Origin of the sequence: Brevibacillus reuszeri, from assembly GCF_002897295.1 — a bacterium.
Lineage (GTDB): Bacteria > Bacillota > Bacilli > Brevibacillales > Brevibacillaceae > Brevibacillus > Brevibacillus reuszeri_A.
The window spans coordinates 38,803-53,443 of the sequence record NZ_BEXF01000007.1; the positions used below are offsets into that span (position 1 = coordinate 38,803).

A 14,641-nucleotide genomic window follows, 5' to 3' on the forward strand; every position below is an offset into this window, starting at 1 on the left:
ATATGCTGGCGGATCTTTTTCTGTTCTTTTCTCTATGCTTCTTGCAGCGCAAGCCAAGCTGAATACGTGGCATCCATCTCGTTTTGCACCTGCTCCATCTCTTGCTGCCATGCAACAAGCTGCTGATAGTCTGCTGCATCATTGTGGAGAAGATCTGTTAATTCTCCCTTTTTCGCTTCCAGACTCGCGATTTTTTGTTCCAGCTCTGCCAGCTTGTAAGCGTTGGGACGCTTGGCTGGAGCTTGTGCAACGGCTTGCACAGGCGCGCTTTCGACTACTGGAGCTGGCTTTTCGGGTACGACCTTTTTCGCTCGCTCCTCACTTTCCACCGTCTGGGCGAGGCTGCGCTGCTTTTGCTTTTCCCGCGCTTCTTCATAAGAACCGACATCGTGGACCAGCGCTCTATTTTCCACCCAGAATACACCATCGACCATCTTTTGCAGGAAATAGCGGTCATGCGAGATGATAAACAGCGAGCCTTTAAAATCAGCCAGCGCTTCCTCCAGTGTTTCGCGAGCCTCGATGTCTAGATGATTCGTCGGTTCATCAAGAATCAGGAGATTGATTTCCTGATGCATCATCTGGGCGAGCCGCAGACGCATCCTCTCCCCACCGCTCAGCTGCCCAATTCGTTTAAACACATGCTCTCCGTAAAAAAGGAAACGGGCAAGCAGATGTCGTGCTTCAGGCTCTGTGACGCGAGCCACCTCCCGAAATACGTCAATCAGCCTTTGATTCTGGTCACCCTCCAGTGCTTGCTGTGATAAATAGCCGACCTTTACGCTGCTGCCTATCTTCAGCGTACCGCTATCTGGTGCCAGCTCGCCGAGTAACAGCTTGATCAATGTGGATTTGCCGCAACCGTTTGGACCGAGCAGTGCTTTTCTTTCGCCAAAACGAAGCAGGAAGCTCGCGTCTTCAAACAGGCGTTTCCCTCCAAATGACTTGTATACGCTATTTGCTACCAGCACATCCTGACCGCTGCGCTCCGTCTTTTGAAATTGCAGGCCCATGCGATCTGCTTCCATCCTCGGTCTTTCGATTCTTTCGATCCGCGCCAGTGCCTTTTCCATGCTTTTTGCCCGGCGATGAAATGCTTCGTTTGGCGGATTAGAGCGATTTCCCCATTCCTTCAGCCGCTTAATCGTCTCTTTCATTTTCTTGATTTTCTTCTGCTGCTCTTGGTAAGCAGCAAACTGACGCAAAAGCCGCTCTTCGCGCTCCGTCACGAACGCACTGTAGTTCCCGATATAAAACTCTGCCTCGCCTCCGTCTACATGATAGACCGAGGTTACGACCGCATCAAGGAAGTAGCGATCGTGAGAAATAATCAGGACCGTGCCAGGATAGCTTTTTAGAAACTCCTCCAGCCATTCCATCGAATGCACGTCCAAATGGTTTGTCGGCTCATCGAGCAAAAGAACATCACTGCGCTGACACAGCAGCTTGGCAAGACCCGCTTTGGTTTTCTCTCCGCCACTTAACTGGGCAAAAGGGGTAGCCAGCAGCTCAGGGGAGATTCCCAAGCCTTCTGTCACTTGCGCCATTCTCGTCTCCCATTGATATCCGTCCATTTGCTCAAATTCGTCCTGCCATCTCTGATAGCGCTGCATCAGGAGGTTCAGCTCTTGTTCGTCTTCATAGGACACCCCCATCTGCTGTTCCAGCTCGCGCATTTGCTGCTCAAGCTTGCGTACTTCCGTAAATGCACTTGCAACTACATCTTCTCCTGTCCACTCTGCTGGATAAGAAGGGGTCTGCGGCAAATAAGCCCATACCGTCCCTTTTGCGCGGTACAGCTCACCTGCGTCAGGGCTTTCGATTCCTGCCAGCAGCTTGAACAACGTGGTTTTTCCAGCACCGTTTGGCCCTACGATTCCGACCCGCTCGCCTGCTTTTATTTCCAAAGTAATATCCTGCAAAACCGGATCTGCTCCATACGATTTCTGGATCTGTTGAGTAGCTACGATTATCATGATAAATTCCTCCCTGGTATGGTGAAACGACTAAAAATGGACGCAAAAAAGCCGCAGGCATAATACCTGCGGCATCGTGAAAGGCTGACTGCACAGCAAAAAGCTGGTGCTAGTCAGTAGCCTTAAAATTTACAAGAACAAATTGTTCCCGCTAAGATGCATGGTACGCCTCTGGATACTCCGTTCAGTTGTATGACTGAAAAAGGACAGACTGATCCCGTTAGGCGCTACATCATGCGTCATGCTGGAAGTTTCTACCACAAACCAAGCTTGAAGAGTTCCGAACACGTACCTACACCTCCATTCCAAAAAAGTAATCTTATCCCACATCATACATCAGGGAGTGGAAAATAACAATAGCCATGTTACTTAAATGGTTGATTCGTATCTACATCGATGACAACCAGCGTCGTGTATGGCGCAAGCTTTGCCTTTCCTACCAAATACGGATAGGTGATTACCTGCGGATACATCCGATCAGGATCAGGCGAGGTCTGCTTCACGTATACGATCAGCTGCTCCCAGCTTTGCTGAACCTTGACCACTTGCAGGCCATAACCCGGATGCGGGGATTCGCCTCGGGCGATGACATACAAATCGCCCTGATTATGCACCCCCTTTTCCTTTTTCACAGACTCAACGAAAGCCTGCTGCTCTGCCGTCAGCTTCTCGGCATCCACAAGCACAAATTTATCTTCAGACTGCGCTGCGATGATTTCCACCGCCCTTTTTTCGGCATTCCATTCGATTTTGTAGCCTGCTTGTTCTGCCATCCATCTCAGCGGCAAGTAAACCGTACCATCACGAACAATAGCGGGCTGCCCATCCTCTTTCCACGTTCCGTTCACTGCCACTTTCCCCGAATCGAGCTGAAACATCAGGGTAGCTTGCCCACGTGTTAATTTTCCTGTATTTCCTTCCTGCTTCCATTCTGCCTGCAAAAGGCGCTTCGCATCCTCGGCAGACACATAGGTACGCTGGTTAGCGAGAATCGAAGCCTTTTGCATCGATGCTTGCTTTCCGTCTACCATGATCACCGGAGTAGCAGACGACGCTGGTGCGGCCATGATCGGTTGTGCTGCGAATAGCGACATCCCTAGTACAGCAGCGAGTGCAATCTTTCTTTTCATCGCCATTCCTCCATTCCTGTATTTTCACTGTCTCTATCTTGTTAGACAGAGCGCCCCTCTTATTCGTTTCAGTGTCAAAAGAAATAGTCGCACCTGTACAAAAAACCCGCTCTTCTCCCAACTGCGACAAGACCGGGTTTCTGTTGTTCGAATTTGATTGGCAGCTGCTGCTACTGCGCGTTTAATGCAATAGCCAGTTTCCCATGAGTACAACTGCCGGTATTGAGAGCAGTGCAAGCAGAGTGGAGAATACCGTCGTCATCGCACCCATCTCTTCATCCGCAGAATAGCGTGCAAACAGGATGGAGGCAAGCGTCAACGTAGGCATCGCTACCTGCACCAGCGTTACGCTGACAATGTCTTGATTCAGCGGAAAGGTCGACAATAAAAACGCAGTGAGCAACGGGAACAAAAACAGTTTAAACGCAATCGGCATCCCAAGCAGTGGCAAGGATACTTGCGGCTTGTTGCGTAAAAAAAGCGGCAGCAGCATCCCGATGTACATCATTGCCAGCGGAGAAGCCAGCTTGGACAGCGTACCGAACAAGCTTTTGACCGGTTCTGGAGGAGCAAAGCCGATCAATGCCGAGCCGAGTCCGAGCACAATTGCGATCATCGGAATATTGACGAGTGTTTTCAAGCCCTTCAACGAAAACGAGCCTTTTTCCTGGAGCATCATAACCCCTACAGTCCACAGGACAACATCCACACCCGCATCAAAGATTGCTGCAAGCAGTGCCCCCTTTGGACCAAACAGGGCGGCACAAAGCGGCAGGCCGATAAATCCCGTATTGCCTAGACCCGACAGAATCGCAATTTCACGCCGTTTTTTAGCCGGCAAGGGAAGAGTCCGCGCGCCTGCCCAGCCAAGAAAAATTCCTAAACAATTTAAGAAAATAGAAATGAGGAATATTGTGAAAATTTGCGTGATGACTTGCTTGTCCATCGGCGTTTGAAAAATCCCGTCCAAAATAATACAGGGCATGGCCACATTAATAATAATGGTGATAACCAGCTGGCGGGAATCGGCCGTCAGTGGCTGTCGGTAACCAATCAGGCTACCGATCCCAATAATGACGGCCATCACAAGTATGGACTGTTGCAGTGTTTGCAGTTCCATCGTACTCTCCCCCGCCTACATTTCTACAGGGAGCCATTGCAGCTGCTTCGGCTCACCTTTATCGCATGTACGCAGCACATCACCACATAAAGGCACTACCTGTTCTAATGGTACGCACCAGGAGACCGGGAATGCCACTTCACTTCCCTCGATCACGAGCGATGCCATCACCGCAGCTCTTTGCTCGTCTGTCGTCAAAACAAAATGCTTCTCAGAAGGCTCATGCTCCTTCCACTGAACGAGCACCAAGCCGTTATTTCCACCTGCAACCACAAGGTCTACGTGGTCGCCATAGGCAGCATGCACCAAAGTCCGATCGACACCGTTTAGTTGGGCAATCTCCTTTAAAACCTCATGCCAAGCGACGTGCTTTTGCTCGACGCCACTCTCATCTGTATAGATACGCCAATCGTTTAACATAATTACGAACTCCTTTTGAAAAACGCCCAAGATTCGTACCTAATTGTACGCTTCTTCTGTAGGAACCTCAACCACTAGTTGTCCAGTCCCCGCTACTTTTCAACATAACCTGTGAGGAAAAGGCAAATCCTTATGAGGTGGGCAAACACAATCGGATCACCAAATACATAGTATTATGATCGGAATTTAAATATTTTTCGTTGACAAAGCCTTTGTCTGCCACTACTATGAATCCATGAAATCAGATCAACAAAAGGGGATTTTCAAATGAAGAAGGTCGTTTTCTCCACTCTATTATCTTGTCTGCTCCTGGGAATGGTTGGTTGTAGCAGCTCCAGCGCCCCTTCCCAGCCTAATAACGCTACACCTCCAACCGAGCAAGCTTCTGCTCAAAATTTGCTCGAAAAGGTCAAAAGCGAGAATAAGCTCGTTATCGGAACAGAAGGAACATACTCTCCATTTACGTTCCATGATCAGTCCGGCAAATTGACCGGCTACGATGTGGATGTTGTAACCGAGGTAGCTAAACGTCTCGGTGTTGAACCCGAATTTCAGGAAACCCAATGGGATGCCATGTTTGCAGGTCTGGATTCCAAGCGCTTTGATGTGATTGCGAATCAGGTAGGCATCCGTCCTGACCGTCAGGAGAAATACGATTTTTCCAAGCCTTACTCCATTTCCCGCGCCGTTCTCGTGACGCACAAGGACAATACTACTGTAAAAGATTTTAAAGACATTAAAGGATTAAAAGCAGGACAATCGATGACGAGCAACTACGCTGATCTCGCACGCGCCAGTGAAGCAGAAATCGTCGGTGTAGACAACTTTAACCAGGCCATCGATTTGATTGCGCAAAAACGCGTGGATGTCGTCATCAATGATAACTTGTCCGTACTCGATTTCCTGAAGCATAAGCCAGATACGCCAATCAAGGTCGTAGCGAAAAACGAACAAGGACAGCCAACCGGCTTTATGTACCGCAAAGGCAGCACCGAGCTGGCAGATGCCATGAACAAGGTGCTGGATGAAATGCAACAGGATGGCACACTCAAGTCGATCTCCGAAAAGTGGTTCGGTGAGGATATCTCCAAGTAACTTCCTTGTTGGTTTCATGCCATCAAGCATTAAATTTTTCTTATACGTTGACAAAACAGCTTGGCCCTTTTAGTATGGGTCTAAATTAATTCACATCGGTTTAGTGGGGGATCATTTATGAAAAAACTATTGCTTTCCGTTCTCGTTTCTGGATTATTCGTCGCACTTACAGGCTGCGGTGCTTCATCTACCGATCAATCTCAGCCAAATAACAATGCTTCCACCCCAGCAAAGGAAGAAAAGAAAGAGCAAAGCTTGTTGGATAAAGTAAAAGCAGACGGCAAAATACTCATCGGTACAGAAGGAACCTACGCTCCATTTACTTTCCACGATCAATCCGGCAAGCTGACTGGCTATGATGTAGATGTAGTAACCGAGGTAGCGAAGCGGATCGGTGTGGAGCCTGTTTTCCAGGAAACGCAGTGGGATGCAATGTTTGCGGGACTCGATTCCAAACGCTTTGACGTGGTAGCAAACCAAGTAGGTATCCGTCCTGATCGCCAGGAAAAATACGATTTCTCCAACCCGTACACCGTTTCTACCGCAGTTCTCGTAGCGCATAAAGACAACACCACGGTAAAAGGCTTCGAAGATATCAAAGGGCTGAAAGCTGGTCAAACCTTGACGAGCAACCTGACTGACATCGCTAAGAAAAATGGCGCTGAAATCGTTGCTGTTGAAGGCTTCAACCAAGCAATCGATCTGCTCGTTACCAAACGGGTAGACATCACGATCAATGACGGATTGTCCTTGCTCGACTTCCTGAAGCAAAAGCCAGACACTCCAATCAAGGTCATTGCTAAAGATCCGAACGTATCGAAAAACGGATTCTTGTTCCGCAAAGGCAGCACTGATCTCGTAGAAGCTTTCAACAAAGCCCTCGACGAAATGGAAAAAGACGGTACAAGTGCAAAAATTTCCGAGAAATGGTTTGGTGCAGATGTTTCTAAATAACTTTTTTGACAACCCTGAACGCCTGAACCGTTGGATCGATATCGCGCAAAGCTCCTTTCTGCCTCTTTTGAAAGGAGCCTTGCTCTATTCTTTGACACTTGCCCTCGTTTCCTTTTTCTTTGGTCTGATCATTGCGATTTTGACAGCGCTGGCTCGCCTCTCCGGGATTAAGCCGTTGATCGGCCTCGCTCGATTTTATGTCTCTCTCATTCGCGGGACGCCTCTATTAGTCCAGCTGTTTATCATCTTCTTTGGTTTGCCGAGTGTCGGAATTATGATTGATCCGTTTCCTTCTGCAGTAATCGGCTTCTCACTCAGTGTCGGTGCTTATTCCTCCGAGGTCGTGCGCGCGGCGATTTTGTCTATCCACAAAGGGCAATGGGAAGCTGCGTACTCGCTTGGAATGACGTACTGGCAAGCGCTTCGTCGTGTCGTTCTGCCACAGGCTGCCCGTGTCTCGGTTCCGCCTTTGTCCAACTCGTTTATCAGCTTGGTCAAGGATACGTCACTGGCAGCTGCTATCCTCGTTCCAGAGATGTTTCGCAAAGCTCAGGAGATCGTGGCCGCTACATACGAACCGCTTTTGGTCTATTCAGAGGCCGCTCTCATTTACTGGATGATCTGCTTTGTCCTCTCGATCGTTCAGGACCGTATCGAAAACAAATTGGACCGTTATGTATAAGAAGTAGGTGAATGCTCATGATTACGATTACGAATTTGCATAAACAGTTTGCCAGCCTCGAAGTATTAAAAGGGATCTCGCTAAACGTCGAAAAAGGAAAAGTAGTCGTTATCATCGGTCCTTCCGGCTCTGGCAAAACGACTCTGCTCCGCTGCCTCAACGCCTTGGAAATCCCCACGAACGGCAGTGTCCAAATCGGCGAGGTCAAGCTGGATTTCTCTCAAAAGGTTGAACGATCAAGTATTCCGCGCCTTCGCAAACAAACCGGGATGGTTTTTCAGAGCTACAACCTGTTCCCCCACATGACTGCACTGGAAAACGTCATGGAAGGTCCTGTGACCGTAAAAAAGGAAGACAGGGAGAAAGCAAAAACAAAAGCGGCTGCATTGCTTGCAAAAGTAGGACTGGGAGACAAGCTGGACCATTTTCCGGCCCAGCTCTCTGGCGGTCAGCAGCAGCGCGTAGGTATTGCCCGTGCATTGGCGATGGACCCGCAGGTTATGCTGTTTGACGAGCCTACCTCTGCTCTTGACCCTGAGCTGGTCGGCGAGGTTCTGAAGGTCATGAAGGAGCTCGCACTGGAAGGCATGACGATGGTCGTGGTGACTCATGAGATGGGATTCGCTCGCGAGGTTGCTGATGAAGTCATTTTCATGGATCAGGGTGTTATCGTGGAGCGCGACAGCCCTCAACAGCTGTTTAGCCAACCACGCGAGGACCGGACTCGCCAATTTCTACAGCATCTTAAATCGTAAATTGCTTAAGTAAAAAAGACTCTGCGTTCGCTTTTTGAACACAGAGTCTTTTTCCATTTCGATTAGGCCTTAGTCATCCAAGAAACTCGCTACCAGAAGAATAATCAGAATGATCCACAAAAAGCCGCCGTTACCGAATCCAAAGCCGCGTCCGCATCCCATCTGCTTCACTCCTCTCGTCTCATGCCATGATAGAAGCACCTCGCTCTTGAATCAAAAGCGCTTCACGTTAGCATATGACGAACCTTGCTTGCCTGCATGGATGCCTGTCTATAGAAAAAGGATTTACGAAAAAAAGGGTGCTTGCCCTCTTTCGTGGGATGAGTCTAAAAATTAACAAATGCTTTATGATGTCTCTACTCTACCTTAATATCCAGCATCTATCATATAAATTGTCAGACCCTACGATGGACATAACGTCCTCCATTTACCGCCCGTATAGCCCCCTTCTAGATCGGGCGGGCTTTTTTATTTTTTCTGGATTGCAAGCAAAATGCATCAATTGCACAAAAAAAGCGAGATCTCCCATGGGTGGCCTCGCTTCTTGTGTTTATTCAAATCGGGTGAATTTCTCTTCTGCTGGTGTACGCGTTTTGGCAGCAGGAGGATTCTCTGTGTCGAAGAAGCCCAAGTGCAGGAAGCCGACAATTTTCTCTCCTGGCTGTACCCCGAGAATCGTATGGGCTTTGGGGTCCCAGTTGTGCGGGTTCGTTTTCCATACGACTCCCAGACCTCGCTCCCATGCAAGCAGCTGGAAGTTTTGAATCATGCAGCACACTGCGCTAAAATCTTCCTCCCATTGCTTTTGGCGAGGGTCCTCTTTCATGATGACGATCAAATATGCCGCTGGCTGGCTATACATTTCCCTGCGCTTGTCATGGACGTCAGGAGAATATACCGTAATCAGGCGCTCTACGAAAGCTTCCTTCTTTTCCGTAGAAACAAAAACGAAGCGCCACGGCTCGCGCAATCCATGGTTTGGCGCATATACTGCGTCATTTAACAGCTCCAGAACGAGCTCTTCTGAAACAGCATCTGGTTTATAATTGGTTTTGATAGAGCGGCGCTCTCTAATTACTTTGGCAATGGACACAGTCTTCACCTTCTTATGCATAGACATTGTCTTTTATTTTGATAATGGTTATCAATATCATATGTTATCTGTTACACGAAACAAAATCAAGTAAAAGTTACCTTTTAAAGCCACTTCTCTCCTACTTTCACTTTATTCAATCCCAGTCAAGCCTGCGACTTAATATGAGACAATTGCGCGTTTGTACTGTTATCCTTAAATATAATCACCCAACAAATGAAACAGCGGCTGAGCAAGACCTGAAAAAAGTCTTAGACAGCCGCCATTGTTATTAAACTAGCGTTTATTCATTCGAATTATTAAATCTAAAGACTAACTTATATCCATCAAATGTCATCTCAGACTCTTCATTGTATTTACCGCTCGTATAATTTGACACGGTTTTACGCCAAAATTTTTGTCCTATTGTATTTCGTTCTGATGGGTTGGTATGTAGCTCCCAATTACCTTTGAATTTATCAAACACTTGGATTGCTGAGTATTCTGCAACACCTTTTCCTCTGAATGGTTGCATCAGGAAAAAATCATTTACAAAATAGTCAGTTCCTTTTGCGCAATGTGGTGGTGTCGCAATGAGTGCAAATCCAGCAGGAATATCATCCACTCTTATTAAAAAGGGGTAGAGACAATTTGTTTTTTCCCACCAAATTTTTTGTACATCATATTGATCGGTAAGGGTTCTATACTCATTACTTTCTTCAAAAATTCCATGCAAATTGGGAATATGTCCAGGAATTAGTCCGTAATGCCCCGATAAATCATGTAGATAAAGAGGATACATATTTTTAATAATATATGCTTCATCTTGATCGGTTAACTTTACATTGATATTCATGAATCCTGTCATGGTCATCTCCCCTAAATCTAATCAAATTATGGTTGATCAACTTCTATGGGATCTATCCCCTTGAAAAGAAAGGTATTACCATGTAAGTACTCTTTGATATATGCCTGGGCATATTTTTGTTCATGGATCAAATTCGAAGTTTCAGTGGGGTCAGAAGAGTGATGACTATAATTTTCAATCATGATCATGACAAAAAAGCACTCTAATTTGTGAATATAATCCATATCTAAACTTTTAACGCTCTCATAACCTTGAATATATAATTGACGCTGTTTGGGGGAAAGTTCTAACAAAGCACCCGCCATGTCATACAAATAGTATCCGTAGCCACATCTTCCAAAATCGATTGGGTGTGGTTGTTCATTACAAAAGACAACGTTTCCTGAATGTAAGTCAGCATGAATAAGACCATAGTTCTGATCAGTCTGATCCATACCTTCAAGGTGGTCTATAATCTTATCTATAGCTAATTGATATTGATTCCAAGCACTGCTTGATAAAAATTTTGCATAATAACGTTCTAGTTTGCGGATATCGGAAAGAAAGCTAGTGATGCCCCAATGAGGTCGAACAAAATGATATGGTGTAACAAAACGAGAAGAAGCTTCGTGTAGTTTCCCCATCAAAACACCCATGCTATATACAAGGCTATCCGTAAATTCTCCACTTGAATGCTCTCCGTCCACCCAACTCATTAAGGTGACAAAAGGTCTATTATATCCCTCTTCAGTAACACACTCCAACACATAAGAATCATGAATGCTTGCAATTCCTACAGGGACAATGAAATCATGTGCGCTTCTTAGTTCATTAAGAAATAATAACTCAGAATAGATCTCTTCTTGATTCATTCGGTCCGAATGAATACGAAGCAAATAACTATTTGACGTGTTTGTTTCAATTTTATATGTAATGGTATCTGACAATTGAATGAAGCGGATGCAATTCCATTCTAGTTCATACTGTTGTAGAGCTGTTAAAGCAACTCTTCTCGCACGCGCGAGCAAGGCTTGTCTACTTTCCTCTGAATCAAAATGAAAAAATTTTTTCAAATGATTATTCTCCTTCTCTGTTTAGTTTAGAGCCTAACAAAAGTCACCATACAAAATGTTCGCGAAGAAACCAGATTTTCCTTTATTTGTAATTAAACAAAAAAGGATAGCTTGCTTCACACAAGCCATCCTCTACCTCCTTATTCCGGGCGCCGATCCTTCCGCCAATCTCCGCCCGCTATTTTCCCTACCGATGCCATCAGGACCGACAAGTGCGAGTTCCCATCGATTCCTAAATATTCGTTCATATCATGATCCATCCAGTGGCCGATTGTGCTTACTCCAAGGCCAAGGCTGTTGCCTGCCACATGCAGGTTTTGCGATACATGCCCGACATCCCACCAAATATAGCGATAGGCACGCTCTTTATACTTATCCTTGGTTCGGTCAACCACGGCTGTCCAGACAAAATTGACAGCTGCACGGCGTGTCATCTCTTGCTCCTCGGTAAACAAATAAACAGTTTCTGACGTGTCCTCCTGCTTCAATCCCTCCAATGTCCAGTTTTCAACATCGAGGTGATAGAGCCCCTTTTCCAAGCCTTCTACTTGATTGACAAACAAATACGTTTCGATCGGGTACAAAGCACCTGCAGAGGGTGTCGTCCGCAGCTGGTAGTCTCCCATGTCATCTGTAATGCCTTGGGTTGCCCAGAGCAATAGATTAAGCTCATTCAACGTCAATGGCTGTGGCAAAAAATTGCGCTTGGATCGCCGATTTGCCATTACCTCCCACACATTTGCTGCTGTAGGAAATTGTGGCTGACCTAATGGTACTCTAACGAATGCCTCCTCATATCGCATATAGGTTGCCGGTCGTTTGGAAAAATCGTAGCGTGAAGCCCATCCTTTTTCCAGCTCTCCTACTCGGTAAGAGGTTGCTTGGATAAAATCATTCGCGATTCGTTGCCAGTCGGGATGCAAATTATTCTCCTCCTTAGAATACCTGCTTGAAATGCTGCTTCTCGCCTTTTACTATAAGTAACTGCCTTCCATTAGTAAAACAATCGTTTATAATAATTAGTATTAGTTTTTACTAATAGTCAAAAGGAGGAGTACTCGTGACACTGGCACAATTGCAGGTGTTTGTCGCCGCGGCCAAGGCGGGTAGCTTCACAAGAGCTGCGGAGGAAATCGGCTTTACGCAATCGGCTGTCTCACAAATGATTCACGCCCTGGAAAAAGAGCTGGGCGTCTCCCTCTTTCACCGTAGTAGAAGCGGAATTACCCCCACTAGCATAGGTGAGCGTATGCTACAGCATGCGCGGGACATTTTGAACATCACCTCCTGCATGACTCAGGAAGCGAATATGGCTCGTGGTCTTGCCTCTGGGACACTTCGCATCGGGTCTATTCCAAGTGTAGCCTCCCGATTTTTACCTGGGCTACTCGGCAGCTTTCGCAAACGGTTCCCCGCTGTGGAAATTCTCCTGTTGGAGGGTGAAAATGACGAGATCAATTCGTGGTTAACCAACTCTGTCGTCGACATCGGCTTTACTGTTCACGCAGACAAAGACCTGCAAACCATTCCGCTGTTGCAGGACGAGATGATGGTCATTCTCCCCGATACGCATCCGTTAAAGGATCATGCCACTCTCAGCTTTTCGCAGATCGCCAATTACTGCTTTATCATGCCAAAGGACGGCTGTATCAAAAACATGCTGCACAAAAACAGCATCAGTCCCTCGATTACGTTTGAAGTTCGTGACGTCACCACCATTTTGACCATGGTGCAGGAATACGTCGGAGTCACAGTCATGCCTGAGCTCTACATTCCGCAAATTATCCCAAAAGTGATCTCCATTCCCCTGCATCCCACTATTACGCGTGAGGTCGTTCTTGCCGCGAGAGACTGGCAGGCGGTCTCTCCGATCACGGCGGAATTCGTTGTACACAGCCAGAAGTATGTAAAAGAATTGGAGCCAATTCACATAGCAAAACAGGGACAAAACCAATAGCCGTTTTGTCCCTGCCTCTTTCTATCTGTTATACACTTTGTAGACTGCGAATAATCTCGCTAAGTCGATGGATGCCTGTCTCCATATCTTGCAGCGACGCGTAACCATAGGAAATTCGCAGGTACCCCTCTGGCTCTTGTCCGTATATATTTCCTGGATTTAAAAGAATTCCTTGACGCAATGCCTTGCTAAACAGCTCCATCATGGATATTTTCCCGTTGATGTTCAGCCAGATCAGGAACCCTCCCTGCGGTATTTCCCACGTCGCCAGATCACTCATGTGCTTTTGCAGGGCGCAAATGACAGCTTCTCTCCGCACCACAAGCTGCTCCCGTACTTCACTCATATGCTTCTCGTACAGTCCGCTTGCCAGCCATTCTGCGGCAACACGGGAAGAAAGCGAGCTTGCACCATAATCCGTTTGCATTTTCAAATCGGACAGCCGCTCGATTACTGGCTCCGGCCCGACTACCCAGCCGATGCGAAGGCCCGGTGTCAGCGTCTTGGACAGGCTGCCCATATAAAGCACATGTCCGTGCCTGTCTTTCGCTTTTAACGGCGGAGGTGGTGGAGCATCGATCCATAGCTCGCGATAGATGTCGTCTTCAATAACCGGGAGCCGCTCAGTCTCGCAAACGCGCATGAGTTCTTCCCGACGACTATCAGACATCAGGATGCCCGTCGGATTATGAAAGCAGGGTATTGTGTATAAAATCGAGCTGTTTTCCTGCTTGCGCCGCTTGATGATCTCATCAGGCTTCAGTCCATGCTGATCGATCGGCAAGCCCGCCAGCTGCATGCCCGCAGATTGAAAAACGTGCAACGAATATAGGTAGGATGGCTGCTCCAGTAATACGGTAGAGCCTCGCTGCAAAAGTCCGACAGAGATTAGTTGGAGCGCTTGTAATGCTCCCGAAACAATCAGGATGGACGATGGTGATGCCTCAATTCCTTGTCGTCGCAAATAGTCGCTCAGCGCCTGTCGCAGAGGGTAGTATCCTCTAGGCTCCTCATACCCGAATCTCCCCAGCTCTCTTGTGACCTTATCCATAACATGCTTCATCATTTCCAAGGGAAAAATATCGGGAGAAAGCTCTCCTTTGCTGAGCTGAATCAAATCAGGATCAAATTCATCCTGATTGATCTTTTTAACAGCTGTCAGGCTCGGCTTGTGCAGCCCCGATTTGACGTACTCATTCCAATCGGGAGGAGGCGTCGCAGCAAGCAATGTCCACGTATTGTTGACCACGACCGTTCCCATCCCCATTTTACCCTCGATCAATCCGTCCGCCGTCAGCTCCTCCAATGCTGTGATGACCGTGCTTCTATTTACGCCAAACTGTTCTGCCAAAACACGTTGACTAGGAATTTTACTGCCAATTGGCCATTCCCCAGTAGAAATTTTGCCTCTGATATAGTCGATGATTTGCTGATATTTAGGCAGCTGACTTGCTTGGCTGCGCCGCTCTCTCGCCATCTCATCCCATCCCTTTATAAATTCGTCTACGTGCGAGTGGTTGGTTTTTTTGTCACGCAAGTGGTTGCAGATATTTTATCACT

The 14,641-nt window shown here is 47.1% G+C and carries 15 protein-coding genes; 5 read left to right on the plus strand and 10 right to left on the minus strand.

The window, feature by feature from the left end:
• Positions 1–32: 32 nt before the first annotated feature.
• The 5 genes from abc-f to C3B52_RS13020 form a co-directional block, all read right to left on the minus strand.
• Entirely contained in the window at positions 33–1,976 is a 1,944-nt protein-coding gene (gene abc-f, locus C3B52_RS13005; RefSeq protein ID WP_103106521.1) for a ribosomal protection-like ABC-F family protein, read from the minus strand.
• A 129-nt stretch (positions 1,977–2,105) separates the two neighbouring features.
• Complete coding sequence (locus C3B52_RS36430; protein WP_164684772.1) at positions 2,106–2,264, minus strand: hypothetical protein; 159 nt, start codon at positions 2,262–2,264, stop codon at positions 2,106–2,108.
• Positions 2,265–2,341: 77 nt separating this feature from the next.
• Positions 2,342–3,106 (minus strand): stalk domain-containing protein, encoded by a 765-nt coding sequence (locus C3B52_RS13010; protein ID WP_103106522.1) that lies wholly within the window; start codon positions 3,104–3,106, stop codon positions 2,342–2,344.
• A gap of 181 nt (positions 3,107–3,287) precedes the next feature.
• Complete coding sequence (locus C3B52_RS13015) at positions 3,288–4,226, minus strand: AEC family transporter (RefSeq protein WP_103106523.1); 939 nt, start codon at positions 4,224–4,226, stop codon at positions 3,288–3,290.
• A 15-nt stretch (positions 4,227–4,241) separates the two neighbouring features.
• Positions 4,242–4,646, minus strand: a complete 405-nt coding sequence (locus C3B52_RS13020) for a hypothetical protein (RefSeq protein ID WP_103106524.1) — start codon at positions 4,644–4,646, stop codon at positions 4,242–4,244.
• Between the two features lie 267 nt (positions 4,647–4,913).
• Here C3B52_RS13020 and C3B52_RS13025 point away from each other — a divergent pair, with 267 nt between their 5' ends.
• The 4 genes from C3B52_RS13025 to C3B52_RS13040 all read left to right on the plus strand — a co-directional run bounded on the left by C3B52_RS13025 (position 4,914) and on the right by C3B52_RS13040 (position 8,132).
• Positions 4,914–5,741: an amino acid ABC transporter substrate-binding protein gene (locus C3B52_RS13025; RefSeq protein ID WP_103106525.1), complete on the plus strand. Its 828-nt coding sequence runs from the start codon at positions 4,914–4,916 to the stop codon at positions 5,739–5,741.
• A 117-nt stretch (positions 5,742–5,858) separates the two neighbouring features.
• Positions 5,859–6,695, plus strand: a complete 837-nt coding sequence (locus C3B52_RS13030; RefSeq protein WP_103106526.1) for an amino acid ABC transporter substrate-binding protein — start codon at positions 5,859–5,861, stop codon at positions 6,693–6,695.
• On the plus strand, positions 6,682–7,377 hold the full coding sequence (locus C3B52_RS13035) for an amino acid ABC transporter permease (RefSeq protein WP_103106527.1): 696 nt from the start codon (positions 6,682–6,684) through the stop codon (positions 7,375–7,377). Before C3B52_RS13030 ends, C3B52_RS13035 begins: the two co-directional genes overlap by 14 nt.
• A gap of 17 nt (positions 7,378–7,394) precedes the next feature.
• Positions 7,395–8,132: an amino acid ABC transporter ATP-binding protein gene (locus C3B52_RS13040; protein ID WP_103106740.1), complete on the plus strand. Its 738-nt coding sequence runs from the start codon at positions 7,395–7,397 to the stop codon at positions 8,130–8,132.
• 550 nt (positions 8,133–8,682) lie between these two features.
• Here the strand turns inward: C3B52_RS13040 and C3B52_RS13045 are convergent.
• The 4 genes from C3B52_RS13045 to C3B52_RS13060 all read right to left on the minus strand — a co-directional run bounded on the left by C3B52_RS13045 (position 8,683) and on the right by C3B52_RS13060 (position 12,047).
• Entirely contained in the window at positions 8,683–9,234 is a 552-nt protein-coding gene (locus tag C3B52_RS13045; protein ID WP_213025002.1) for a nitroreductase family protein, read from the minus strand.
• Between the two features lie 274 nt (positions 9,235–9,508).
• Positions 9,509–10,072, minus strand: a complete 564-nt coding sequence (locus C3B52_RS13050) for a GNAT family N-acetyltransferase (RefSeq protein WP_235615698.1) — start codon at positions 10,070–10,072, stop codon at positions 9,509–9,511.
• A gap of 26 nt (positions 10,073–10,098) precedes the next feature.
• A complete protein-coding gene (locus C3B52_RS13055) occupies positions 10,099–11,124 on the minus strand; it encodes a phosphotransferase enzyme family protein (protein WP_103106529.1) in 1,026 nt (341 codons plus the stop codon).
• A gap of 140 nt (positions 11,125–11,264) precedes the next feature.
• On the minus strand, positions 11,265–12,047 hold the full coding sequence (locus C3B52_RS13060; protein WP_103106530.1) for a SagB/ThcOx family dehydrogenase: 783 nt from the start codon (positions 12,045–12,047) through the stop codon (positions 11,265–11,267).
• Between the two features lie 137 nt (positions 12,048–12,184).
• Here C3B52_RS13060 and C3B52_RS13065 point away from each other — a divergent pair, with 137 nt between their 5' ends.
• A complete protein-coding gene (locus tag C3B52_RS13065) occupies positions 12,185–13,081 on the plus strand; it encodes a LysR family transcriptional regulator (protein WP_103106531.1) in 897 nt (298 codons plus the stop codon).
• Positions 13,082–13,109: 28 nt separating this feature from the next.
• On the opposite strand, the gene pdxR is transcribed toward C3B52_RS13065, so the two are convergent.
• Positions 13,110–14,558 carry a MocR-like pyridoxine biosynthesis transcription factor PdxR gene (pdxR, locus tag C3B52_RS13070; protein ID WP_103106532.1) on the minus strand — a complete coding sequence of 483 codons (1,449 nt, stop codon included), beginning with the start codon at positions 14,556–14,558 and terminating at the stop codon, positions 13,110–13,112.
• Between the last annotated feature and the right edge of the window lie 83 nt (positions 14,559–14,641).